Genomic DNA, 22,801 nt, shown 5'->3' with positions numbered 1-22,801 from the left:
CCCGTCTCGTCACCGTTGTTAACGACCGTGGCAGTCACCTCGACGGGCTCGCCTGTTCGAGCGCTCGTCCGGTTCAGTTCGACAGCAGCCGTGTCGAACGCCGCCGGCTCCTTGACCGTGACCGTGCCAGCCCGCTCACCATTGATATCGACTACGTAGTTCCCACTGCTGTTGAAGACGTGTTCGTGCGTGATTTCTCTCGCCTCACCGCCATCCAAGGTCACTTCTCGGCTCTCCACAACGGAACTCGCCACTGAGAAGTTCCCCGTGACGTTCCCCGCCTGTCCACCGGTGTTCGTTACGGTCGCGCTAAGTTCGACAGCGCCTCCCTGAGTCACAGACTCACTACTGACCGCCGCGTTGCTGATCTCGAACGTCGCCGGGTCAGTCACTGTCACACGGGCTCCGAACTGGTTGTCGACGGCGATAGCTCGCGTCCCCGCATCGCTGAACGACTGGACGAACGTGACGGTCGTTTCCTCGCCGCCGTCGAGTGTCACCGACTGCGTATCTATCGTGGTACCGTCCTCCTGTAACCGCACCTCGGCCGTTCCGGTCTGGTCACCCTCGTTCCGAACAGTCGCGGCGACTGCTATCGGCGCTCCGGTGACGACATCCGTTCGGTTCAGGTCGACAGTGGTGGTTTCGAACGTCGCCGACTCGGACACACGGACCGTCCCGACCCGCTCGCCGTCGAGATTGATAGCGTACGTTCCCACGGCGGTGAACGGTTCGGTAAACGAGACGGTCGTCGATTCGCCGGGGCCTAATCGCAGTTCCGTAGCGTCCGCCCGCTCGTCAGCGACCGTAAGCGGGACCTCGTAGGTGCCGGCCTGGTCGCCGGTGTTCGTGACTGTTGCGGTCACCGCGACGCTCTTGCCCTCGCTCACACTCGTCGTGTTCAGGGCCCTGTCAGAGACCTCGAACGTCGCTGGCTGCTCGACTGTGACTGTCTGAGTCTCGCCGCGAATCTCAAAAGTAAACTCACCAGCCTCATTGAAAGTATGCACGTACGTCGCCGTGCCCCTCTCGTCTGGTTCAAGAGCGATCTCGACAGTGCTAACCCTGTCTTCACCAAGGAAAATACGGACAGGCTTGCTTCCCGAAACGACACCTGTATTCTCCGCAGTGATGTTGAGTGCAGCAGCTCCGCCCTCAGTTATCGTCGTTGTATTTACAGAGGTGTCTGTGACAGTAATATTTGAACGGCCGACGATTAGTGTGCCAGCAGGTTCCCCATTGACGGTGACTTCGTGTTCACCGTCATTGACATAGCCACCATCATTAGTCTCCAGTCTGTAGCTTGCGTTCACTCTTTTTTTATTGCCAGGCTTGACAGTCACCTCTGATGAGCTGATAATCCCCACTTTTTGCCCACCGACTTCGATATCTACTGGAACCGTGCCTGTTGATCCGCCCGTGTTTTCGAATACTATGGACAGCCCAGGCGTCGGCGTTATCATCTGTCCCGAGTCAATTCGTGTATCGATTAATTCAGCCTCCTGCAGTTCAATGACCGGTGGCGGGGCCACTTCGACTTCTCCTACTTGTTTGTCCGCGATACCGACAGTGTAAGTTCCGACGTTGTTGAATGAACGAATATATGACACTTGTGTTTTTTCACCGCCGGAGAGTGTCACATTTTCCCTCACCTCGGTCTTGCCGTCAATGACGAACGGAACCGCGTAGCTCCCTTGCCGGTCGCCTGTGTTTTCCACCGTCGCTGTAATATTGACACTGTCGCCCTCGTTAATAGCCGACTGGCTTAGTTCCCGATCGGAGACTTCCAAGTTGGCCGGATCGCCGACGGTAATAGTCCGGGTTTGGTTGCTGGTGCCGAAGCTGTACTCACCCGGATCATCAAACGTGTATGCGTATTTTTCCGTCCCTGATTCGCCCGGTTCGAGGTTGAAAGACACTGCGTCGACGGACTTCCCGTCTACGTAGGTGAAGATATCCCGCTGTCCGGAAACGGCTCCGGTATTCTCCGCGGTGACGGCCAGTTCGACGGCACCGCCCTCGCTGACTGTCGTCGTATTCCATGCGTGAGATGTGACGGTAATATTCGGTTCGTCGACGACCAGCGTACCAGCGGACTCACCGTTGACAGTCACCTCGTGTTCCCCGTTTTCGATATAGCCGCCGTCACTGGTCTCCAGCACGTACGTCGTGGTCACGTTTCTCGACTTATCCGGTGCAACCGTCGCTTCGTCGGGGCCGATGACCGTCACTTCCCGCCCGCCGATATCGACGGTAATCGTTTCTTTCCCTTCCATGTCGCCTGTGTTCTCGAACGAGACCCACAGGTCGAGTTCCGGCGTGTTCTTCTGGCCCGTATTAGCTTGTGTGTCTATCAGTCCGACATCCTGTATCTTGACGTCCGGTCCTTCAGATGTCCCTGTCTCGTGATTAGACGCAGCCGCAACGCCCGGCCCAAACATCGGGGCCGTCGACACCGCAACCACAGCCAGTAGCGTCATCGCTGATAGCCACAGGCCCGTAATCTTACCCATGGGTTGGCCGATGACAGTATGGTAATTAGTTAGCGGGAACGAATCGCCAAGTAAGGTCCTATTATCGCGCCTTCCGTCCGCTACTGCCGGTTCTAGTCTAATAAGGGATGCAGCCAGACATTACAGGTAATGGGCTAGTCACACCACTCCGGCAGTACGGCTGTCACGTCGGTATACATATAGTACCTCAAATGACGTCTGTCCCTTCAATCGTCGCCCAGCACCCGTGGCGCGGTGGCGGCACCGCACGCTGAGCGGACACACAACATCGCAGTTCTGTAGCTATGGGCCACTCACAAGCCGTACGGTTACACGGTAGCGATTGGAAAGTCAGGTCGGAACGCTATCAGAGGCGCTTGCTCACGTACGGGCCGTCCTGCTTGTACCCCAGTTTCTCCCGGTAGTACTGCCGGACACCAATGCCGGAAATGACGGCCAGTTTCGGGAAGCCGGCGTCCCGGGCCAGTGCCTCCGCTTTCTCCAGCAGTTTCTTTCCGTAGCCTTTGTGCTGGTGGTCCTCATCGTCACCTTCCTGCCCGACGCCGACGGCGTTGCCGTAGACGTGGAGTTCGCGGACGATTGCGGCGTCCTGTAGCTCCCGGCGCACCGGGTCGTTGGGGAACCGAAGCCGACAGAAGCCGACGAGGACATCGTTCTCGAAGTCCTCGAAGGAGATGAAGTGTTCCGTGCCGCCACAGGCCTCGTAGGTCATCACGTCGAGTTCGATGTTCTCGGCGACGTCATCGCTGTGTCCGGCCTCCCGACAGCGGATACAGTCACACGTCCAGTCGTGTTCTTCCATCCGCTTCCAGGCGAGTTGCCGGAGGTTCGACTTCCAGACCCCGCCTTCGATGAAGTCAGCCGGGATGTCCCGCTGGACGCGCTGAAGTCGGGTGTAGCGGGGAATCATATCCTTGATTTCGGCGACTAACTCAGCGGCCTCGTCGTTGTCCAGCGGGTCGAACTCGTCTTTGCGCCACCAGTCATAGGTGACGGTTCCTTCGACGATCAGCGTCGGGTATATTTTGAGGTAGTCCGGCCGCCAGTCGGTCTGCTCGAAGATACGTCGGAAGTCCTCCAGACACATCTCCTTGGACATCCCGGGCTGGCCCGGCATCATGTGGAAGCCAACTTTGAACCCTGAGTCGCGCAGGCGGCGGTTGGCGTCGATAGAGGCCTGGACGCCGTGACCGCGGTGCATCTCGCGGTTGATGCGCTCGAAGGTAGTCTGGACGCCCACCTCAACTTTCGTGGCGCCAAGGTCAAGCATCCGGTCGATCTGCTCGGGGTCACACCAGTCGGGCTTCGTCTCGAACGTCGTGGCGACGTTGCGGACATCGGCGGTCTCGTTCTCAGCGATAACGTCCTCCAGATAGCGGAACTCGTAGTCGTCTTCGGCGAAGCTCACGTCCTCTGCGGGCGTCGGCTCTCCGTCCACATCGAAGTCATTCATCGCTTCGAGGGCTCGCTTGACGAACCACTCCTGATAGTCGTGGCTCCGGGCTGTCATCGTCCCGCCCATCACGATGAGTTCGGCCTTATCCACGGGATGGCCGATCTCCCGCAACTGGTTGAGCCGGAGGGTGACCTGCCCGTACGGGTCGTAGTCGTTCTGTTCGCCGCGTGCGGCCGCGGGTTCGTGACCGGTGTAGGACTGGGCGGAGGAGAACTCCGAGTCGGGGCCGCCGGGACAGTACAGGCACTTCCCATGGGGGCACCGCTCTGGCGAGGTCATGATAGCGATGGGGGACACACCCGAGGCGGTCCGAACCGGCTTGCGCTGGAGAACCTCCTCCAGCACCTCGCGGTGCTCCTGTGGCGCGTAATCGAGCAGTTCGGAGTTTTTCGGCACTTTCGGCGCGGAGTACTCGCGGCAGACATCGATCTTGGCTGATTCGACGTCGTCGCGCTCGACCTCACCTGCGAGAATCCGGTCGACCAGCTCCGCACACACCTGCTGGAAGGTCTCTGTCTCGTCTGGGTCCGGCGTCTCCGTGCTCATCGGCGTTGTGCGAAATCGGCGTCTCGGCCGAATAAGCGTGTCGCTCGGGTATCGTCAGCGACGGGGGTGGCCGTGGGGTTCATTATCTTGTCACCCCATATCGAAGTATGAGCGGTGAAACGGACGACACCAAGAGCCTCGACCGGCCGACCTTCCGCGGCTGCGTGTTCTGTTACAGCGCTGAGTGGGCATACTACGGCGCAAAGAAGGCGGCTAAGTCTGTTTCAGGGGCTAATAAGTAGCACGGCCGGAGTCGCGGTTGGTAGACAGTGCGCAACTGGAAACAGCACATAGACTGTCAGATCGTGACTGCAGGTACCTGGCCTCGGTATGTCAGTTGATACTGCCGGATGAGTATTCTGTGTTTGAACGCAGCGTGTGAGTGACGGGTAATACAGCAACGCTGGGCTCCAACCACTATTTCCAATCCACTGGGTTGCGAGCAATCCATCATACTGCGTCCGCCTGCGAGCGTAAACGGGAGCCAGTGTCGGTTACAGGAGCGGCGTAAAGTTCTTTCAGTGCATGGAGTCCGTGGCAATACCGCAGTTCAGGAAATGATAATCTGCGCGAAAAGGTTAATTTGCGGTATCCATACCATGTGTGCATATGGCACAGCCAACGGGAGACATTGGGCAGCAAACAGATCGCAATCCAGGCCCAGTCGAGCGGCTAGAAAGCTTCGTATCCTATATCCCGGATGGTTCGACAATCCCGGACAAGCAGTGGCGCAACCGACACCGGAGTGTGGTGCTCGTGACATTGCTGCATATCCCGTTTCTGTTCGGGCTTGGCATCTACACCGGGTCTACTCCGATAGCTGAAGCGCAAATCCCTGCTACCGCGCTGCCACGGGTACTGTTACTCTGTGGGGTTGTGTTCGCCCTGTCAGCTGGGAGCCTCATCGCTCGCTTCAGGCGGCGTGTCAGGACAATCCTCTCAGTCACGGCGGTGTTTGTGTCGTCACTGGCCCTCGTTCAATTATCCGGCGGCTATATCGAAGCCCATTTTCATTTCTTTGTCGGGATGGCAATGGTTGCTGTGTACGAAGACTGGGTCCCATTCTTATGGGGATTGGCGTATGTGGTTCTCACCCACGGGTACTTTGGGACCATCGACCCGAGTCGCGTCTATAACCACGCGGCAGCAATTAACAACCCATGGGCGTGGGGGCTCATCCACGGTGGGTTCGTCCTGATGCTGTGTGTCGCCCTCGTGAACAACTGGGTGTCAACCGAGCGATCACGCGAGAAGTCACAGGAGCGTTTCGAACAAGCCGAACAACGCGCCTCGGAGATTGACGACCTTCAGGCCAAACAAGAGGAGATAGAGCGGAAACGCGCAGAGGCAAAGGAGGCCCGCGAGAAGGCGGAGGCAAAAATGCAGGCCGCCGAGCAGCAAAACACGGAACTCCAGGAGACAGCCAGCAGATTCAGCGAGGCGATGGCGGCCGCCGCTGACGGTGACCTGACGGTTCGCGTCGACCCCGACGTGGCCGACAACGAAGCGATGGCACAGATCGCAGAGTCGTTCAACAAGATGATGACGGAGACGGAGTCGGCGATGGAGGAGATACAGACGTTTTCGGAAGAGGTTGCAACGACGAGCGACCAGGTCACGGCCGGTGCGAACGAGGCGACCGGAGCCAGCGAGGACATGAGCGAGTCGATTCAGGGCATCGCCAGCGGGGCGGACGAACAACGGGAGATGCTCGAAACCGTCTCCGGCGAGATGACCGATCTGTCGGCGACCGTCGAAGAGGTCGCCGCGTCCGCCGAAACCGTCGCGGAGCGGTCCCGCGAGACGGCTGAGATTGCAGACGCGGGCCAGGAGACGGCACAGGAAGCGATAGCGGGCTCCCGTGAGGTCCAGACGGCGATCGACTCGACCGTTGAAAACGTGGAGCGATTGGACGAGAAGATGGCCGAGATCGGTGACATCGTCGAACTCATCGGCGACATCGCCGAACAGACGAACATGCTGGCCCTGAACGCCAACATCGAGGCAGCCCGGGCCGGGAACGGATCTGGCGGCGACGGGTTTGCCGTCGTTGCGGACGAGGTCAAACAGCTAGCTGAGGAGACGCAAACCTCGGCAAGCGAAATCGAACAGCTCATCGCGGAGACCCAGGCGCAGACCGAAACCACGGTCACGGAGGCACGGGGAGCCAAGGAGGACATGCAAGAGAGTACCGAAGCCGTGGAAGCTGTCGTCGACACGTTCACGCAAGTGGCTGAAAACGCCGAGGCGACCGACAACGGTATTCAGGAGATCAGCGACACGACCGATGACCAGGCCGCCACGACCGAGGAAACGGTGGCGATGGTCGAGGAAGCCGTGGACATCAGTGAGGCGACCGCCGCGGAAACCGAAACCGCCTCCGCGACCGCGCAGGAACAGGCCGCGTCCATGTCACAGGTCAGTGCCAGCATCGAATCACTCGCCGACCAATCGGAGCGGCTCCAGACGATGCTGTCGGAGTTCGAGGTCGGCAGCCGCTAGCGACTCACTCCTCCCAGTACTCTTTTTCGGCGTTCCTGTCGAGATACGTCGACAGCGTCCGGTCTGCTTTCTCGCCGCCCGGGGGCGACCCGGCGTACAGTCCGACCATCTCCCGGTCGGGGTAGACAGTGATATCCGGTTCTTCCATCGTCGAAACCATTAGCAGTCGGAGTTCAGACTCACCGGCTTCGATTTCATGCGCGCTCTCTTCGCCAGCCGGGAGCGCCACGTAATCGCCCGGTTCCAGCGCGTGCTCGTCGGCCTCGGGGCCGAGCCGGAGCGTTCCCGTTCCGCCACGGACGAATATTGCTTCCTCGTTGCCCTCGTGGTAGTGGCGCACCCAGAGCCGCTTGCCCGGCGGGACGGCGTAGAGGCTCGCACCGAGTTTTTCGCCTCCGGCGGCGTCACCGATCTGCTTGCGCTTGAACGTCCGGTCGCCGTGTTCGTGGTCGGTCCAGTCGAGGTCGGCTTCGTTGACGGGGCCGTCGCTCATGCCCGGTCAGACTGCCGGCAGGGAGAAAAAGTCTGTTGCGTTACAGTTCGTCGGCCAGCACGTCGAGCGTGGCGTCGAGGACGGCCGGGCGCTCGCCAGCCAGATAGCGGATGGTCCCCTCGCGGACGCTCCGTGTCGCGACGCCGCCTTCGGGAACTCGCTCGCTGACCTCGTTGACTAGCTCGTGCAGGTCCAGATCACCGTTGGCACGGACGTACATCGTGTCCGTCGAGATGCCGAGCACGGCGTCACTCTCGTCGCGGACATCCCGGTGGAGTTCGTCGAGCAGGAGCGACTCCGGCGGGAACTCGTACTGGTGAGTGAACGCGTCCGTGTCGAGCACGGCGATGTCAACGCCGTCAACAGTCCGGTGGTCAAGGTTGGCTCGAGCGGTGGACACCTCTTCGTCAACCTTCTCGCGGAACTGCTCGGCGATGTGGCCGGCCAGGCCGCCCACGTCTTCCTCGTCGTCACCGAACACGAGGTCGGTGATGAGTTCGCGCTTGTCCTCGTAGGACTGGTAGTGGGCTTCGAGGGCGACAGCTTCGCGGAGTTCCGACACCGCAGTCTCGTTGTAGCCGGCCTCGCTGGCGGCGTCGACGTACGGCTCGGGGATGTCCTCCCAGAAGCTCACGGCCGGGAGGTGTTGCAGGTCGTCGCGAACGTCCTCGTTGACGTGTGCGGCGACGTTGGCCGCGAGCGCCGTCGAGGTGGTCTCGGAAACGGCGTCAGCCGAGGGCGAGACGACGGCGTCGACGGTGTCGACGACCGCGCCGTCGACATCGATGTCGTCGATGACGACGCTCGGTGCGCCGTAGACGTTCAGCAGGTCGAAGCCGTCGAGGCTCTCGCGCGTGCCGCCGGCGGCGACGAAGACGAACAGTGGGAGCTTCTCCTCGTGGCGCTCTCGGTTGTCGAGCATCGTCGTCGTGTCTTTCGTTGCGTCGTCCATGTCGTAGACGCCGCCCTCGATAGGTCGCCGGTCGAAGTAGTGGTACTTCGCGTCGGCGCGGCGGTGCTGCTCGGTGACGAGCGGGAGCGCCGCCCGTTCGAGCGCGCTGCCGGCGAGGTAGCCGTCCGCGGTGTTAGCGTGGCGGACGATGACCGGTCGGTCGGTCAGCACTGCTTTCCGGATCTGGGTCGCTGCCTCGACCAGTTCATCGGAGAGGGCCGCGACCGCCGTGTCTTCGGCGAGCGGGTCGGCCGTGTCGGGTCGGGCCTCGTCATCGAGCGCATCAGCGAGTCGCTGTTCGACTTCTTCGCGCTCTTCTGCTTCGAGCACATCGAGGTCTTCGGTCTCGACCTGCAGTTCGCCACGTCGCTCACGGACGTCGCCCGACAGTCGAATGTAGTCGTCTTCTTCGACTTCGGGGTAAGCGCGGACACCCGCTTCGACGAAGGCCGCGCAATCGACAGTGCCGGTCTCGTCGTGCAGTTCGAACACTGTCGGCCCGGAGGTCTGTCGGATGCCGACGACTTCGCCTTCCAGCCGAACGTCCGCACCGACGTGGTCGTCAAGGTCGCCGATAGCCGCGGCGACCGGTTCATCGGTCGTCTCGTCTGACTGGCTTGCCTCGCTCTCTGCGTCGGCTTCCTCGTCAGACTCGGTCATGACGGCGGTGTTCGACCCACTGTCGTTGCCGCCAACGGACGCAGTGCCCTCGACGCGGTCGTCGTCGCTGGCTCGGCTGACAGCACCGGCGCTTGTGGCACTCTCGGAGTCAGGCTGGCTTGCGCCGGAGTCGTCGTCCGCACTCGACTCGTCGTCACTCTGGCTTGTTGACTCGTCGGCTGTCGATTCAGGCGCTGCTTCCTCGTCCACCTCGTCGTCTTCGTCGTCTTCGTTCTCAAGCAGGACGGAATGGCCGATTTCCGGGTCGTCTACGAGGACGCCGCGGAACTCGCGTTCGGACTGGCGGATCGACCAGCCGAGGTCGACGTTGCCGTTGTCCCGTACGTTCTTGACCTGGACGTAGACGGTGTCGCCCGAGTCCCAGTCGAGGGAATCGAGCCGCTGGTCCAGTTCGCTCCGGTGGAGCAGCCCCGTTACGCTGTCGCCGATGTCGACGAACACGCCGAACTCGGCGAAGCCGTCAACACTGCCGCGGTAGTAGCGGTCGACCGATAGCTGGTCGGCACGCGAGCCACGGAACTCGAACAGGGCGTCCTCCTCGTGGAGGTCACAGATGCGTCCTTCGACAGATTTGCCGCAGATGATACACGAACCCATTACACGGTGCAAGCATGTCGGGCCTAAAACGGTTGTCGAATTCCGGACGAGCCAAACGGGATCTCTATTCGAACATCTCGCTTTCCTCTTCGAGTAGCTCTAGCCCTGAAGCGACGGCTTTCGCCTGTTCCGGGAACAGGGCGACCTCGATTTCGCTTCCCTGTTCGTCTTCGAAGGCAATTTTCACGCGCTTGTCGCCGTATTCGCGAACGTCGACGCCGTCCACGTCGTACATCTTGATCGTCGCTTCCTTGTTCGAGGGGCCGACGCTCTTGAACGCTCCATCCTTGAGTTCCAGCATGAACTGGTCGATATCAATACTGAGCATCGTGCGGAAACGCACGCCGCCGGACCCTAAAACCCGTAGTTAGCGGCCAGCACCGAGAGGGCCTGGAAGCCACGGAAGCCGTAGCCGAAAATAATCGCGGCGGGGATGGCCCCGACGATTGCAGCCACCGGGAGCCTGACGTTGTGGACGACAGCGGTCCCGATCAGGTACAGCCCTGCGCCCCAGGCGGTGACGAGCACCCGGACCTCTGCGCTCGGCAGACCCGCCAGCAGACAGGGGGCCATCGCGTAGCACATCACCTGCACGGTCTCACTGACGCCGCCGCGGTCCGACGCGACGGGGAGCAACAGCAGCGTCTGCAACGCCGCCGTCAGATGTACCGTTGCCGGCGTGACGAACACGAGGATAGCAAACAGCGCCAGTACCGCAACGCCGGGCGAGAACCCGCCGATAGCGGGGTAATCGAACGGCCCTGTCGAAAGTAGCCCCCGCTCGGCCAGATTGACGACGGCATAGCGGCTCACCTCCTCGAAGAGGACAACCGTCGCCGCAAACACCAGCCCCGGAGCCTGGTCGCCCGGCGCGACGCCGGTGCGGAAAAAGCGCCGCGGACGCCGTAGTATCTCGACCCACGCGCGAACCAGCGCGGTTGGCCCCCGGTCCCGGCCACCGGTCGGATTCTCGACCCACTGAGTCACGACCGTCAATAAGACGTGGGTCGGTTTGACCGTTTCCTTCTCTCGGTCAGCGGCCGCTCACAGCTCAGACACCCACGGCGGTCTTCGCGGCTAATCGTCCGCTCCTTCGAACCGGCCGCTCACGGCGCCGACACGCAGAGTGGTCCTCACGGCTAATCATCCGCTCCTTCGGACCGGCCGCTCACGGCTCGGACACCCACGGCGGTCCTCGCGGCTAATCGTCCGCGCCGACGTTCTCCGCACTCTCGAAACACGCCGGGTCCGGCTCGATGTTCGCGTACTGGACCGCTTCCTCGCCGAGGGTCACCACGCGTTCCTCGATGTCGGCGTCAACTATCTGGCCATCGGCGATATGGTTGCGCGCGTTCGGAACTGCAGCCTGATGTGGGATGACCCAGCAGTTCAGCGCCCGACAGACCGAGCGCAGGTGTTCGAGTGCGGTGATGGGAAAGCCCCCGCCAGCGACCGCCAGTAACCCCACGGTCTTGTGTTCGAACTCGTCGAACCCGCAGTAGTCGAGTGCGTTCTTCAACACGCCGGAATAGGACCCGTGATACACCGGCGTCCCCAGCAAAACTGAATCAGCCGCGTGGATGCTGTCAGCGAACGCGACGGCGTCACCGGCCTCGCGGTGGTCGGCGTCGAACACCGGCAGATCGAACTCCTGGAGGTCGAGCAGTTCCGTCGTCGCTCCCGTCTCTTCGGCGGCAGCGAGTGCGCGCTCGATGCCGACTCTGGTGTAACTCTGCTCCCTGAGACTGCCGACGACGCCGACGACGCGTGGTTCGGACATGGCAGACCTATGCAGTGGGGCCGATATATTGGTGGGGGACTAGGTGCGTCGCTAGTCTCGGTTCTGCTGCCGGATTACCACGATTACGAAGGTCGCTCTGGCCGACGTTCAGTTGTCGTGGTACACGTAGAGGAGGTTCGGATACGGGATGTACGCGACCCGTTCGAGCCCGCCACCGCCGACCTCCTTCTTCAGGTGGACACCGTTCGACCCTTCGACCACGTCGTGAATATTCTTGATTTCGGTACCGTCACTCAGCTCAGCAGTCATATGCGACATTGTATACCATACTCACTCTGGTCGTAAAGCATCCCGGGCTGTGCGCGATCGACCGGCAGCAGTAGCTGAGAGTGTTCCGGATTACGTATGGTTTGCTGGCGTGAGCGGCTAAAAAAGGCGTCCGTGGTTCAGGAGCCGAGCTGGACCTTCTCGGACGAGGCCTCCTCACGGGAGCGGTGGCCGAGGTCGGCTTTCAGTGCCTCGATGGCTTCCTCCGGGTCGGTCTCCGAATTGAAGACCCGGTCGAAGCCGAGCGCTTTGAACGTCTCCCGCGTCTCCTCGAAGGAGTCCTGCCCGACGGCGAGGTTGCCGCCGATGTACGTCGTCACGTCGAGTCCTGCCTCGTTAATTTGTTGCTGGAATCCCTGGCAGTCCTGCTCGGCGTGGCCGTACAGCGACGAAACGAGTATCGCTTCGGCGTCGTGTTCATCCGCGGCGTCGATGAACTCCGACTGGGACGACTGGACACCGAGGTTGACTACGTTGAACCCTGCCGCTTCGAACGCTCGTTCCAGAATGGTAATCCCAACGACGTGCGCGTCGGAGCCGATGACACCGAGGATGACTGTCCTCATACAAGAGCATCAATGGGTGTCACCTACATAAACCTAATCATAAACCATTATAGATAGTGAGAGAGATTCACACACCAAGGAGAGGATATTAGCCATGATAGCCCAAACGAACCGATAGACACAGCATCTATGGTACGCGACACGATTCAGCATCCGGCCGAGCCGCCGGGACTGCGCCGTCTATCGCGTCAGTCTACCCGGTGTAAAACCGGCTCGGAACAATCACTCTGTCCGGCGTCGAGGCACAGATGACGGCTATCCGCCGAGCCTTCGACGCCGACGCCGACGGCATCCGCCGGGTCGCACGGGCAGCGTGGCACGACGCCTACGACTCGCTGGACTCCGAGGTCATCGACGAGACGATATCCGACTGGTACGCCGACCCACTGGGTAGCGCGCTCCACGGCTGGGCCGGCGGCGTCCCCGCCAACGACCTCGACGATATCGAGGCGACACTGCTGGTCGCCGAACAAGACGGCGAAATTATTGGCTTCACTCAGGGTATCACTATGCATACGATGGGAACGATGCTGCGGCTGTACGTCCATCCGGAGCACCACGGTGAGGGTGTCGGGACGGCACTGTACGACCGGCTCGAAGACATCTTTCTGGAGCACGGCGTCGAGCAGTTCCGGGCGCTCGACCTGGCCTCGAACGACCGGAGCCGGGAGTTCTTCGAGAATCTCGGCTTCGAGCGGACTAATGTTCGCACACTGACTATCGGTGGCGATCCCTACGACGAGGCTGTGTATTCCCGCGAACTATCGCCCGGAGAAGGCGATGAGTAAGCCCAACAGGGCAGTTTCCCGAGAGCATCGAGGGCGGATGCTGGCTCACCAGTGACGGCACTGTGGACCCGCCTCAAATACCGCTGACCGTCTCAATAAGCCCGACCGATTCGAGGGCCATCCAGCAGACGAACACCACGTACAGCCCAAGCAGGGTGTACGCTTCGCGGTCGGTGAGTTCGAGATCGGTCCGGATGAACACGATGAACACCAGCGTTGCAGCCCCGAGAAAGCCCATCGTCGGGATCGCCACGAGGAAATCGATTGTCGCCCGCCCTGCCAGGAGGACGCCGACCGGAATCGCCACCAGCAGATTGAACGTATTGCTTCCCAGAACGTTCGTCAGACTCGTGACGCTGTCGTCGTTTTTCGCCGCCCGGACGCTGACAAAGGCATCGGGGAGGCTCGTGCCGGCAGCGATGACGGTCAATCCCCAGAGGAACGTCGGGGTGTCGAAGATGACACCGAGAGAGAGCGCGCCCTGAACCATCCCCTCGACGCCGACCGTGATGACGACGAGTCCGACCCCCAGCATTCCCCACTCCCGACCCGGCCGGACGCTGTGGGTTTCGTCTGCGACGTGCTCACTGGCGTCCTGCTGGTGCAAGAAGACGTAGATACCGTAGGCCATGAGCGGAACGGCGACGAGCGTCGGGGTCAGGATAGCCGCCCGGTTGGTGCCGCCCGGGACGTACGTCGCCCCGAGCGCGAACACGATAAAGAGGATGAGGACGCTGATGACGTAGAACTGGGCGTCTTTGTGGACGATGTCACGCGTGGACCGAAGCTCCTCGCTCGAAAGCGCTGCGAGGGCCGGAATCACGAGCAGATTGAATATCGCGCTCCCGACGATAGCACCGACGCCTAGCGAGAATTCATCGTGGATGACGGTGCTGATAACGACTGAACTAATCTCAGGAAAGCTTGACCCGACGGCGACGACGATTGCGCCGTGGACCGCCACTGGTAATCCGTAGTACTTGCTCAGCCGTTCCGCGGCCCGCTCGAAGTAGGCACTCCCCTTCCAGATGACAGCGGTTGCGACGATGATAAGAGCGACCGAACCCGGCAAGCCAGCCATTGTGGACGTATTGACCGCATGAGTTCAAGTGTGTATGCCACTCGCGGTCAGCGCTGGAGACGCGCGATCGTCTCGCCATCGCCGACCTCGACATCGACCAAGCCGTCGTCCGCAAGGTCGTCCAGCAGGCCGCGGAGCCACTCCCGGCCGTACTCCCCCTCAGGTGCGTAGTCGACGCGCACACGCGGACCGAGTTTGTCCAGTCGCAGGTCGTCATACTCCTTGAGCGCCGAGATGACGCGGCCACGCATCTGTCGACGGCTCCCCTCGAACTCGGGTTGGGTCGGGACATCCGGTGCGGTGAAATCGCCCGTCTCGTATGCCGAACACCACTCCCGCCAGGGACATTGCGCGCCGTCACAATCCGGCGTCTTCTCGCAGGCGACACCGCCCAGTTCCATGATGGCGTTGTTCCAGACCCGGGACTGACCCTCGGGCATGAGCGCGCTCGCGGCCGCCTCGAAGTCCGAATCGTCGTCAGGCACGTCGAAGGCGCGATACAGGACACGCTTGACGTTCGTATCGACGACGGCATTCCCGTTGTTGAACGCGAAGGAGGCGACGGCGTTGGCGGTGTAGGGACCGACACCCATCAGTTCGCTGAGACCGTCCGGGTCGCGGGGCCACTCGCCGTCGTAGTCATCGACCACTTGATTGGCTGCTTCGTGGAGATACTTCGCCCGGTTGTTGTATCCCAGCGAGTGACTGGTCCAGAAGCCCACCACGTCCGACCGGTCGGCCGCTGCCAGTGCCGCCGCGGTCGGCCAGCGGTCCAGAAAATCTTCCCAGGCGTCGACGACCCTGTCCAGTTGGGTCTGTTGGCTCATCACCTCGGAAACGAGAATCTCGTACGGGTCTGTCGTCTCTCGCCACGGGTACGAGCGGTGGTCCGCCTCGTACCACTCCACGAGCGCGTCCTGAACAGCCGACGGGTCCGCGGGCACGCCTCCCGGGCGGTCCGTCGCTGTCGACTGGTCGGTCATACCATCGCTTAGCCCTGTCCTGATTTGTGCGTGGCGGTCGTTGTCGCGCGTCCCATCGGCTGTCCGTCTGGAAAAATGCCGCCCCAGAATCGAAAGCAGCGTGCAATAGCGACAGCCGATAGTCTCAGTCGCTGGCTTCGGATCGTCCCCACTCGAACTCGGTTCCGTACCAGTCCGGTTCGTCCTCGCTGAACACGTCCGCGAACACGAACATCGCGCCGTCGGGGTAGGTCGTATCGACGTACAGCCGCCAACCGTGGGCTTCCGCGATGGTCTTGACGATAGAGAGGCCGAGCCCAGTTCCGTCCTCGCTCGTCGTGTGGCCGTACTCGAAGATGTTGTCGACCGCGTCGGTCGGAATCCCCGGCCCATCATCGGCAACGTAGAACCCGTGGTCCGTCAGCCCGACTGTGACGGTCACTTCCGGGCCGACGTGGTCGATGGCGTTGCGAAACAGGTTCTCGAGGGCTCGCAAGAGTCGCGTCCGGTCGGCGTCGATGGTTCGACTGCCCGCGACTTCGATGCTGGCGCTTTTGTTGTCGATGTTGTCCCACGCATCGGTGATGACGGCCGCCAGCGGCACCGGGGCCGTCTCCTCGACGCTTGCGCCCTTTCTCGTCAGCGTCAACACGTCGTCGATTATCGACTCGATACGGTCGTGTGCGTCCTCGAGTTTCTCGATGTGGGACTGGAGATCAGCCGAATCCGTCCCCGGGTCCGACAGCCGCGTCGCAAGCAGTTCGACGTGCCCCCGGGCGACCGTGAGCGGGTTTCGGAGGTCGTGACTCAGCGTCGATGCGAATTCGTCCAGCCGCTCGTTCTGGCGCTCGAGTTCGTGGCTCGAACGCTCAGCTTCCTTCCGGGCTGCCTGCGCCTGCTGTATCTGTCTCCGGAGCGTGTCCCGCATATTTCCGAAGGCGTCGTACAGCCGCCCGACCTCGTCCTGCCGGGCTGTCGAGATGTCAACACCGAGGTCACCCTGTTCCATCGCCTGCGTCCGGTGACGGAGCTGTCTCAGAGGCCGAACCGTGTGCTGTCCGAAGAGGTACCCTGCGACGCCCAGCGAGATGGCTGCCGTCCCGATGACAGCGAGGAATCCCCAGCGGACGAGCCGGCTTGTTCCGTACAGCGACTCGCGCTCAGCGCTCGTCACAACCACCCACGACGTGCCGTTGACGGGTGTGTACGTTGCGACGCGGTCCCCAGTTTCGATGGTCGTCGTTTGGCCCGCTGTCGCGGCTCGGCGGCCGTCCTGACTGATGGGCGTGGAATCGCCCTGACCGCCGATAAGCGGGCCCCCGTCCCCGGTGAGCAGTTGCGTTTTGAACCCGTTGCGCCCATCGTGAAACTGTGCGGCTGGGACCCGGGCAACCAGAACTAGTGCCCCATCGCTATCGGGGACGGGGGTCACGAACGCAATCGAATAGCCGTCACCGTCCGCGTATGCTGTCGATCGCACGACTGTCTCAGTACCGGTGGTGTCGTTCATCGCCGCCAGTACAGGGGACTCCCAGACGGGTTCGACCGCCCACGGTGACCGGCCTTCTGTGCTCGTCTCAGTGCTGGCGACAACCATCTGGGAGCCGTCGACGGTGGAGACGTAGTGGAGCGAACGAACCTGTGACGACTCTGCCGTGGTGAGATACTGTCTGATATCTGTGGACGTCCCAGTGTCGTACACGCCTGCAGCTGCGATAGCAATCGTCTCCGTCTCGGTGGTCGTCCGCCACTGCTCGATACTGTCGGCGTGATGCGTGGCCGACGTTTCGAGGTCTGTCGCCGCGTCGCTGACGATCCGTTCCTGTATCTGCAGATAGCTGCCGAAACCGACGGCTGCGAGTACGATGACGATTACTGCCAGGGCGACAGCGAACTTCGCCGTGTAGCTCCTGTTCAGGACGACTGCGTGAAGCCGCTCTAGCAGCCCATCGGGTTGACTGGACGCTGCTGTCTCGTCCCCACCACCTGTCATTATCTGATCTGAATCCTTCGGTAGTTGACCGCTACCCATCGTTATGTTCAACCCATGATATAATTTATCATATGTTATACTCGTAGGGACCCGTACTTCGAGGGAGCGGCCCCAGACGAGTCGTAAGGGGTTTCCTCGCGCTCATCGTCCTCTTTCGTATGAGCCTTGAGGATCTACAGGAGGATATCGAAGCGGCGTACGGCGACTTCGACGACGAGTTCGCACTCTCGATCGACCGCGAGACGCGCAACGAACTCGCGATGCTGTCAGTCGCACTCGACCCGGACGACCCGGACGAACTCGTCAGGCGCGCGGTCCACATGCTGTTTCAGTCGACCGTCGACCGCGGGACGCTGGATTTCCACCTCCGGTCGAGCTACGACTGCACGTACGACGAGTACCTCTCGGGGATGACCTTCGACCAGATGACCGGGAACGACTTCCCCCAGCAACAGGACAAGGACGACCGGCGCTACCAGTTTTAAATCAAGAGCCCCAGCGCCAGTACCGTGGCGACGCCAAGGACCACTGAACTCCAGAACGCGACACGCGTGGCGAAGGCGCGGTTCGGCCCCGAGGCAGTCAACGCTGCTTTGACCATGATGCTGGCGGCAGTTGCGGTCAGAATGGCGACCATCGCCGTCGGCCCGTCGATAGCGCCGCCGCGGTACAGCAACACAGCGGAAGTCGTCGCGCCAGCACTGGAAACGAGGCCACTGAGCGCCGACGTGATGTAGAGGCCCGCCGTCCCGAACTGCGTCTCCGCGAACCCGCCAGCGACCACGACCAGCAGGAATACCCCGCCAAAGGCAAGTGCATTCCGAAGCGAAAACGGACTTTCAAGCCCCATATCGACCGTCTCAGACCAATCAGCGGTGTATGCGGCGACAACGACACTGCCGACAATAACGGCCCCCAGCGGAATGACCGCTTCGACCAGAACGCCCCGCTGGATAGTGAAAAACACGGTAATGAGGAGGTTCCGGAGCGCCATCGCTGCGTCGGCCAGTAGAATCGCAGCCACGGCGTACGAGGTGGCGTCCGGCCGCTGTCGAACGTGGTCGAGCATCGTCCCGACTACCGCCGTCGACGACGCAAGGCCGCCGAAAAAGCCGGTGACGGCGATACCACGGCCGCCGTACGTCTGGACGATGCCGTAGTTGACGATGCCGATGCCGGCGACGAACACTACCATCAGCCAGATGACGCGCAGTTCCACGGCCACGTCAACCAGTCCGCCGGGTATCTCGACCGGTTCTGACGGGAGCAAGGGGTAGATGACAAAGGCGATGATGGCGAACTCCGTCGCCGACCGCAGTTCCTCGCGGGAGAGCCCCCACGCCAGGGAATGGAGTTCCCGCTTGAGCACCAGCAGGAGCGACGAGAAAACCGCGACTGAAACGCCTTCGAGGATGAACCCCTGTGCGACCAGCGCCCCGATGCCGTATGCAACGAGCATCGATACAGAGGTAGTGAGTGAGAGCCCCTCTTCTTCCCCATCGTCAAGGAGTCCCTGCACTGCGAGCAAGATCCCTTGCACGATGACCAGCACGCCGCCGACGACGAGCAGCGCCTGGTTCTCGACCAGCGTGAACACCGCAGCGAGCAGGCTAATCAGTGCAAACGTCCGCACACCGGCTGACTTCTGTGACCACTCCCGCTCGAGGCCCAGAAACATCCCGAGCGCCCCCGCAAGCAGGATTCGAAACACGGTCGCCTGAATCGGCTCCGGGGATAGCTGCAAGAGAGTCGACATAGACCCCATACGTGAGTTGTGAGTTAACAGTTGGTGATGTCATACATTCGTTCCGCACCCGTTTACCTGATGCCTAGTCTGAAATGTCCGAGATGCGGCGACTGATTCACTCCTCTCTCCGCTATGACAGCCTATTACATCTCTCGGAAGTTGTCTCTGGCTTGAGAGCTACATACTGGCATGAAACAGACAGTGTATTCTGCCGATAATCGAGGCTGTATGCGTGAAATATTACATCATCGCTCTTAGCACAGACACACCTCCGCCCTCAGTTTCCGGTATTTGTATTCCCACGAGTATCACTCAATCAAACATCGACTACCTGATTGCTGTCTACTGTCTTCCGTTATCCATGGATAAGACGGCATATTCAGGCATAATGTATGTACTCACAGACATATTTATTCAACATTGATAATAGAAGGAAGTTATAAACAAGCCCTAAATCAACTCCTTTGTGTGGGATTAGCGCCAGGCATACCGACGTGGATTCTCCTCATCGCTTTCGGTATAAATCTGGGAATTGCTGGCATTGCGATCCGCCGGAGGGGAGTCCGCGGAGCGGTCCCGCTCGCCGCGATAATGGTCTGCGTAGCGGTTTATTCGCTCGGTAACGGCATACTGGCAGCAAGCACGTCTATGTCGACGTACCGGGCCGGTCTCCTTGTCAAATACCTCGGGTTGCTCGGACTCGGGCCAACGCAGTTCTGGTTCGGGCTGACATACAGCGGCCGGGAATCGGTTCTCACTCGCCGACGCTGGGCGCTACTGCTCGCTCCGCCGGTCGTCATTTTGGGGTTTGTCGTGACCGCACAGTCACACGACCTGATGTGGACCCTCGACGGGTTCGTGCAGGGACCGCCGCTCGCGAATCCAGAGCGCGAGAACGGCCCCATCTTCTGGCTCAATCTCCTGTACCAGTATAGTCTGATAGGGACGACGTACGTCATCGTCGCGCTCTTCGGACTCAGGCGGAGCGGTCGGTACCGAACACAGGCGACGTTGATGTTGCTTGGCGGAATTATTCCGCTGATTGCGAGCGTGGTGTTCGTCTTCGGCAGCGGTCCGATGGGATCCGCAGACCAGACGGCGTTCGCATTCACTTTTACCGGGATTGTCTTCGCGATCGCGCTCTTTCGCTTTGACCTCCTTGACCTGATGCCCGTCGCGAGGCACACGCTCGTCGAAGAAATGGCCGACCCCGTCTTCGTCGTCGATAAAGACGAGCGGCTTGTCGACGTAAACGAGACTGGCGCAGCCCTCCTCGACAATGAAGGGACAGCGCTCGGCCGGTCTGCGACGGAAGTCATGCTGTCCTACGACTCGCTACCAGACGGCGACGCCAGTGCCGACGCCGATGTTGTCATCGAGTCCAACAGCGGGCCCCGGTACTTCGATATCAACCGTTCGACGCTCACCGACCAAACTGGCTCAGTGATCGGAGAACTGCTCATTTACCGTGACGTGACTGAGCGTCGTACCGCGGAAGAGCGGTTTCAGCGACTCATCGAGCGGTCTTCGGACATGGTAACTATACTGGACGAGGTCGGGGAGTTCACGTACGTCAGCCAGCCAGTCGAGAAGATACTCGGATACGAGCCGACCGAGCTGGTCGGCGAGAACGTCATTGAATACATCCATCCCGATGATAGACGGGATGTTGCTGAGGATTTGGCCAAGTACGTCGACGATTACGGCTACTCTGGCACGTACATCGTGCGGTTCCGCGACGCAGCGGGTGGCTGGCGTTTCATCGAAGCGCGCGCGACAAATCTGCTTGCCGACCCGTTCGTCGAGGGCATCGTCCTCAACTCCCGGGACGTGACCGAGCAACTACAGCGAAAGCGGAAACTGGAACGGCAGAACGAACGGCTCGACCAGTTTGCGAGCATCGTTGCGCACGACCTCCGGAACCCACTGAACGTCGCAAGCGGACGTCTCAGTCTGCTTGAGCGCGATGTCGATGCTAGCCACGACGCGTCGATCAACGCGATTCAAGAGCAACTCGAGCGTATGGAATCGATTATCGACGACTCGCTCACGCTGGCTCGCTCAGGTGAAACGGTCACTGAAACAGACGAGGTTGATCTCGAGATGATTGCCTACGATGCCTGGCAGAGCGTCGAGACTGGCGGGGCGACCCTCGTCGTCAAAACGACGCTCCAACTCGACGGTGACCGTAATCGGCTCCGGAATCTGTTCGAGAACCTGTTCCGGAACAGCGTCGAACATAACGAGTCGACCGACCTGACTGTCGAAGTCGGGTCCTTACCCGACGGCGTCGGCTTCTATGTTGAAGACACCGGCACGGGCATCCCCAACCAAGAGCGCGACGCCGTGTTCGAACAGGGATATACGACGAACACGGAGGGGACAGGGTTCGGCCTCGCTATCGTTAAAGACATCGTGCAGGCCCATGGCTGGGAAATCTCGGTCACTGAGGCCGAGAGCGGCGGAGCCAGGTTCGTGGTCGAGTGCCACGAGTCACCGATGGTGAACCAACCTGGCACCACATGACGCTGAACGACTCCGTCGACTGGGCTACAGGCGTACAAGGTGTTGTATGTCTCCAGCGACGAATGTCGTCATCGTAGCGTTATCCGCTCCCGTCACCGAAGACGGACTTATCACTGCCGACGATACGACGGCTTCAGCACGAGCCGCGGTGCAACATCCTCAGAGGTCGACGTACTGGTCTTCCCACTCGCGGCGGGCGTCTATCTCACGACGCCCGCGACGCGTGAGCGTATAGAAGTTAGTCCGGCGGTCGCGCTGGCCCTTTTCGACCAGCCCCTTGTCGACAAGCGTGTCGAGGTTCGGATACAGGCGACCGTGATGGATCTCCTTCTCGTAGTACGCTTCGAGTTCCTCCTTGATAGCTAAGCCGTGGGGTTCCTCCCTGCCAGCGATCACGTAGAGAAGGTCACGCTGGAATCCTGTCAAATCGTGCATCGATTCTCCTATGTAATAATTTAGTATCTATACTGTTAAATATATCGGCCCAGAGAACTTGAGGTGGTTTCAGTAGTTTCGGGTATCGAATTTTCTGTATTTAGGCCCTCAGTCATCGTTTTGTCCATACGGTAAATACAGTCAGTATATCATCATTCTCCAGAAACTGATGGCAACAGTATTATTTGTCAGCCCAGGAGAGAGATGATAGAACGGTCCTGTGTGAAAGCAAGGATGTAGTTGGCCCCACCGTCATCGCGGCAGAACGCAGAGCGATAGCTGACTCTCTGGAAGACCGGGTTGCGACCACGCTCAACGTGGAGGGTAGAAGGCCACGTTCACGCCGACAGTACAGGTCGCGTCTGAATTGAAAGTAGAGCGCGGTGGTCCAAGGGCGGCAATGGGAAACTCACTAATGAGGTCAAACTGGAATGGCTTGGGAGCGCGACAGAGGCAGACCTGTGCAGCAAGTCCATCACATCGTCCAGTAGTCACTTTCTGGACGTACAGAAATCACTCGTGTCAGGTTGTTTGCAGCGAAGTAAGTGGAAAGCGGTCGCGAAAAACGCGACCGCTTGCCGCCCTGAATTGGTCCCCGCTGACGCTTCGGCCCTCCAAGCGAAGCGTCACTTGGTCGAATGGGGCAGAATAACTTAAAAGTACCGGCCCCGTCCAGCAGATGTTAGTTATCGAATTAGAATCGAATGTAAGCTGTAACTAACCTAGATGTGTTCTTCCTCAAGTACCCATCCAAGTGCCCGCTTGTAGTGGGTAAACATCATTCGGACCCGCTCGTGGTCCATCTCCTCGTCGTCTAACTGTTCAACAAGGAACTCGTACTGCTCACGGATCTCGTCTTCCGAGCGCATACGTTGGTGTAGACAGCCCTCACGGA

At 60.6% G+C, this 22,801-nt stretch carries 20 protein-coding genes; 5 read left to right on the top strand and 15 right to left on the bottom strand.

Features of this window, described 5'->3' with window-relative positions; all coding sequences use genetic code 11:
* Positions 1 to 2,513 (bottom strand): CARDB domain-containing protein (locus tag G9463_RS09540; RefSeq protein WP_305037714.1); only part of this gene is annotated, 2,513 nt, incomplete at its 3' end.
* Positions 2,514 to 2,859: 346 nt separating this feature from the next.
* On the bottom strand, positions 2,860 to 4,515 hold the full coding sequence (locus tag G9463_RS09535) for a tRNA uridine(34) 5-carboxymethylaminomethyl modification radical SAM/GNAT enzyme Elp3 (RefSeq protein WP_004961202.1): 1,656 nt from the start codon (positions 4,513 to 4,515) through the stop codon (positions 2,860 to 2,862).
* 107 nt (positions 4,516 to 4,622) lie between these two features.
* Between G9463_RS09535 and G9463_RS24315 the strand changes: the two genes are divergently transcribed.
* The gene (locus G9463_RS24315; protein ID WP_011223352.1) at positions 4,623 to 4,757 is read left to right on the top strand and encodes a hypothetical protein; all 135 of its coding nucleotides are present in this window, start codon (positions 4,623 to 4,625) and stop codon (positions 4,755 to 4,757) included.
* A gap of 367 nt (positions 4,758 to 5,124) precedes the next feature.
* Positions 5,125 to 7,017, top strand: coding sequence for a methyl-accepting chemotaxis protein (locus G9463_RS09530; RefSeq protein ID WP_165896565.1), 1,893 nt, complete (start codon positions 5,125 to 5,127; stop codon positions 7,015 to 7,017).
* A gap of 4 nt (positions 7,018 to 7,021) precedes the next feature.
* Here G9463_RS09530 and G9463_RS09525 read toward each other — a convergent pair whose 3' ends face one another.
* The 7 genes from G9463_RS09525 to glmS all read right to left on the bottom strand — a co-directional run bounded on the left by G9463_RS09525 (position 7,022) and on the right by glmS (position 12,374).
* Positions 7,022 to 7,510 (bottom strand): cupin domain-containing protein, encoded by a 489-nt coding sequence (locus tag G9463_RS09525; RefSeq protein WP_165896564.1) that lies wholly within the window; start codon positions 7,508 to 7,510, stop codon positions 7,022 to 7,024.
* A 40-nt stretch (positions 7,511 to 7,550) separates the two neighbouring features.
* Entirely contained in the window at positions 7,551 to 9,740 is a 2,190-nt protein-coding gene (locus G9463_RS09520; RefSeq protein ID WP_165896563.1) for a DHH family phosphoesterase, read from the bottom strand.
* 64 nt (positions 9,741 to 9,804) lie between these two features.
* Positions 9,805 to 10,068 (bottom strand): hypothetical protein, encoded by a 264-nt coding sequence (locus G9463_RS09515; RefSeq protein WP_004961193.1) that lies wholly within the window; start codon positions 10,066 to 10,068, stop codon positions 9,805 to 9,807.
* 26 nt (positions 10,069 to 10,094) lie between these two features.
* On the bottom strand, positions 10,095 to 10,727 hold the full coding sequence (locus G9463_RS09510) for a YIP1 family protein (protein WP_007190316.1): 633 nt from the start codon (positions 10,725 to 10,727) through the stop codon (positions 10,095 to 10,097).
* 214 nt (positions 10,728 to 10,941) lie between these two features.
* The gene (locus G9463_RS09505; protein ID WP_004961190.1) at positions 10,942 to 11,520 is read right to left on the bottom strand and encodes an NADPH-dependent FMN reductase; all 579 of its coding nucleotides are present in this window, start codon (positions 11,518 to 11,520) and stop codon (positions 10,942 to 10,944) included.
* A 108-nt stretch (positions 11,521 to 11,628) separates the two neighbouring features.
* Positions 11,629 to 11,790: a hypothetical protein gene (locus G9463_RS09500; protein ID WP_004961188.1), complete on the bottom strand. Its 162-nt coding sequence runs from the start codon at positions 11,788 to 11,790 to the stop codon at positions 11,629 to 11,631.
* Positions 11,791 to 11,927: 137 nt separating this feature from the next.
* Positions 11,928 to 12,374, bottom strand: a complete 447-nt coding sequence (gene glmS, locus G9463_RS09495; RefSeq protein ID WP_004961186.1) for a methylaspartate mutase subunit S — start codon at positions 12,372 to 12,374, stop codon at positions 11,928 to 11,930.
* Positions 12,375 to 12,622: 248 nt separating this feature from the next.
* On the opposite strand from glmS, the gene G9463_RS09490 reads away from it, so the two are divergent.
* Positions 12,623 to 13,162, top strand: a complete 540-nt coding sequence (locus G9463_RS09490) for a GNAT family N-acetyltransferase (protein ID WP_004961183.1) — start codon at positions 12,623 to 12,625, stop codon at positions 13,160 to 13,162.
* 73 nt (positions 13,163 to 13,235) lie between these two features.
* Here G9463_RS09490 and G9463_RS09485 read toward each other — a convergent pair whose 3' ends face one another.
* The 3 genes from G9463_RS09485 to G9463_RS09475 form a co-directional block, all read right to left on the bottom strand.
* On the bottom strand, positions 13,236 to 14,243 hold the full coding sequence (locus tag G9463_RS09485) for a sodium:calcium antiporter (RefSeq protein WP_165896562.1): 1,008 nt from the start codon (positions 14,241 to 14,243) through the stop codon (positions 13,236 to 13,238).
* A gap of 47 nt (positions 14,244 to 14,290) precedes the next feature.
* Positions 14,291 to 15,226 (bottom strand): A/G-specific adenine glycosylase, encoded by a 936-nt coding sequence (locus G9463_RS09480; RefSeq protein ID WP_165896561.1) that lies wholly within the window; start codon positions 15,224 to 15,226, stop codon positions 14,291 to 14,293.
* 124 nt (positions 15,227 to 15,350) lie between these two features.
* Complete coding sequence (locus tag G9463_RS09475) at positions 15,351 to 17,198, bottom strand: sensor histidine kinase (protein WP_165896560.1); 1,848 nt, start codon at positions 17,196 to 17,198, stop codon at positions 15,351 to 15,353.
* A gap of 158 nt (positions 17,199 to 17,356) precedes the next feature.
* Here G9463_RS09475 and G9463_RS09470 point away from each other — a divergent pair, with 158 nt between their 5' ends.
* Positions 17,357 to 17,683 carry a hypothetical protein gene (locus G9463_RS09470; RefSeq protein ID WP_004961175.1) on the top strand — a complete coding sequence of 109 codons (327 nt, stop codon included), beginning with the start codon at positions 17,357 to 17,359 and terminating at the stop codon, positions 17,681 to 17,683.
* On the opposite strand, the gene G9463_RS09465 is transcribed toward G9463_RS09470, so the two are convergent.
* Positions 17,680 to 18,963, bottom strand: coding sequence for an MgtC/SapB family protein (locus G9463_RS09465; protein ID WP_165896559.1), 1,284 nt, complete (start codon positions 18,961 to 18,963; stop codon positions 17,680 to 17,682). The genes G9463_RS09470 and G9463_RS09465 overlap by 4 nt on opposite strands.
* 450 nt (positions 18,964 to 19,413) lie before the next feature.
* Here G9463_RS09465 and G9463_RS09460 point away from each other — a divergent pair, with 450 nt between their 5' ends.
* Positions 19,414 to 21,471 (top strand): histidine kinase N-terminal 7TM domain-containing protein, encoded by a 2,058-nt coding sequence (locus G9463_RS09460; RefSeq protein ID WP_165896558.1) that lies wholly within the window; start codon positions 19,414 to 19,416, stop codon positions 21,469 to 21,471.
* A 159-nt stretch (positions 21,472 to 21,630) separates the two neighbouring features.
* Here G9463_RS09460 and G9463_RS09455 read toward each other — a convergent pair whose 3' ends face one another.
* Positions 21,631 to 21,906, bottom strand: a complete 276-nt coding sequence (locus tag G9463_RS09455) for a PadR family transcriptional regulator (RefSeq protein WP_004518082.1) — start codon at positions 21,904 to 21,906, stop codon at positions 21,631 to 21,633.
* 722 nt (positions 21,907 to 22,628) lie between these two features.
* Positions 22,629 to 22,775: a hypothetical protein gene (locus tag G9463_RS09450; RefSeq protein ID WP_165896557.1), complete on the bottom strand. Its 147-nt coding sequence runs from the start codon at positions 22,773 to 22,775 to the stop codon at positions 22,629 to 22,631.
* Between the last annotated feature and the right edge of the window lie 26 nt (positions 22,776 to 22,801).

Origin of the sequence: Haloarcula sp. JP-Z28 (assembly GCF_011440255.1) — an archaeon.
GTDB classification, from domain to species: domain Archaea; phylum Halobacteriota; class Halobacteria; order Halobacteriales; family Haloarculaceae; genus Haloarcula; species Haloarcula marismortui.
Note: the sequence above shows the minus strand (reverse complement) of the source record. Positions and strands in the feature narration are given on the sequence as shown.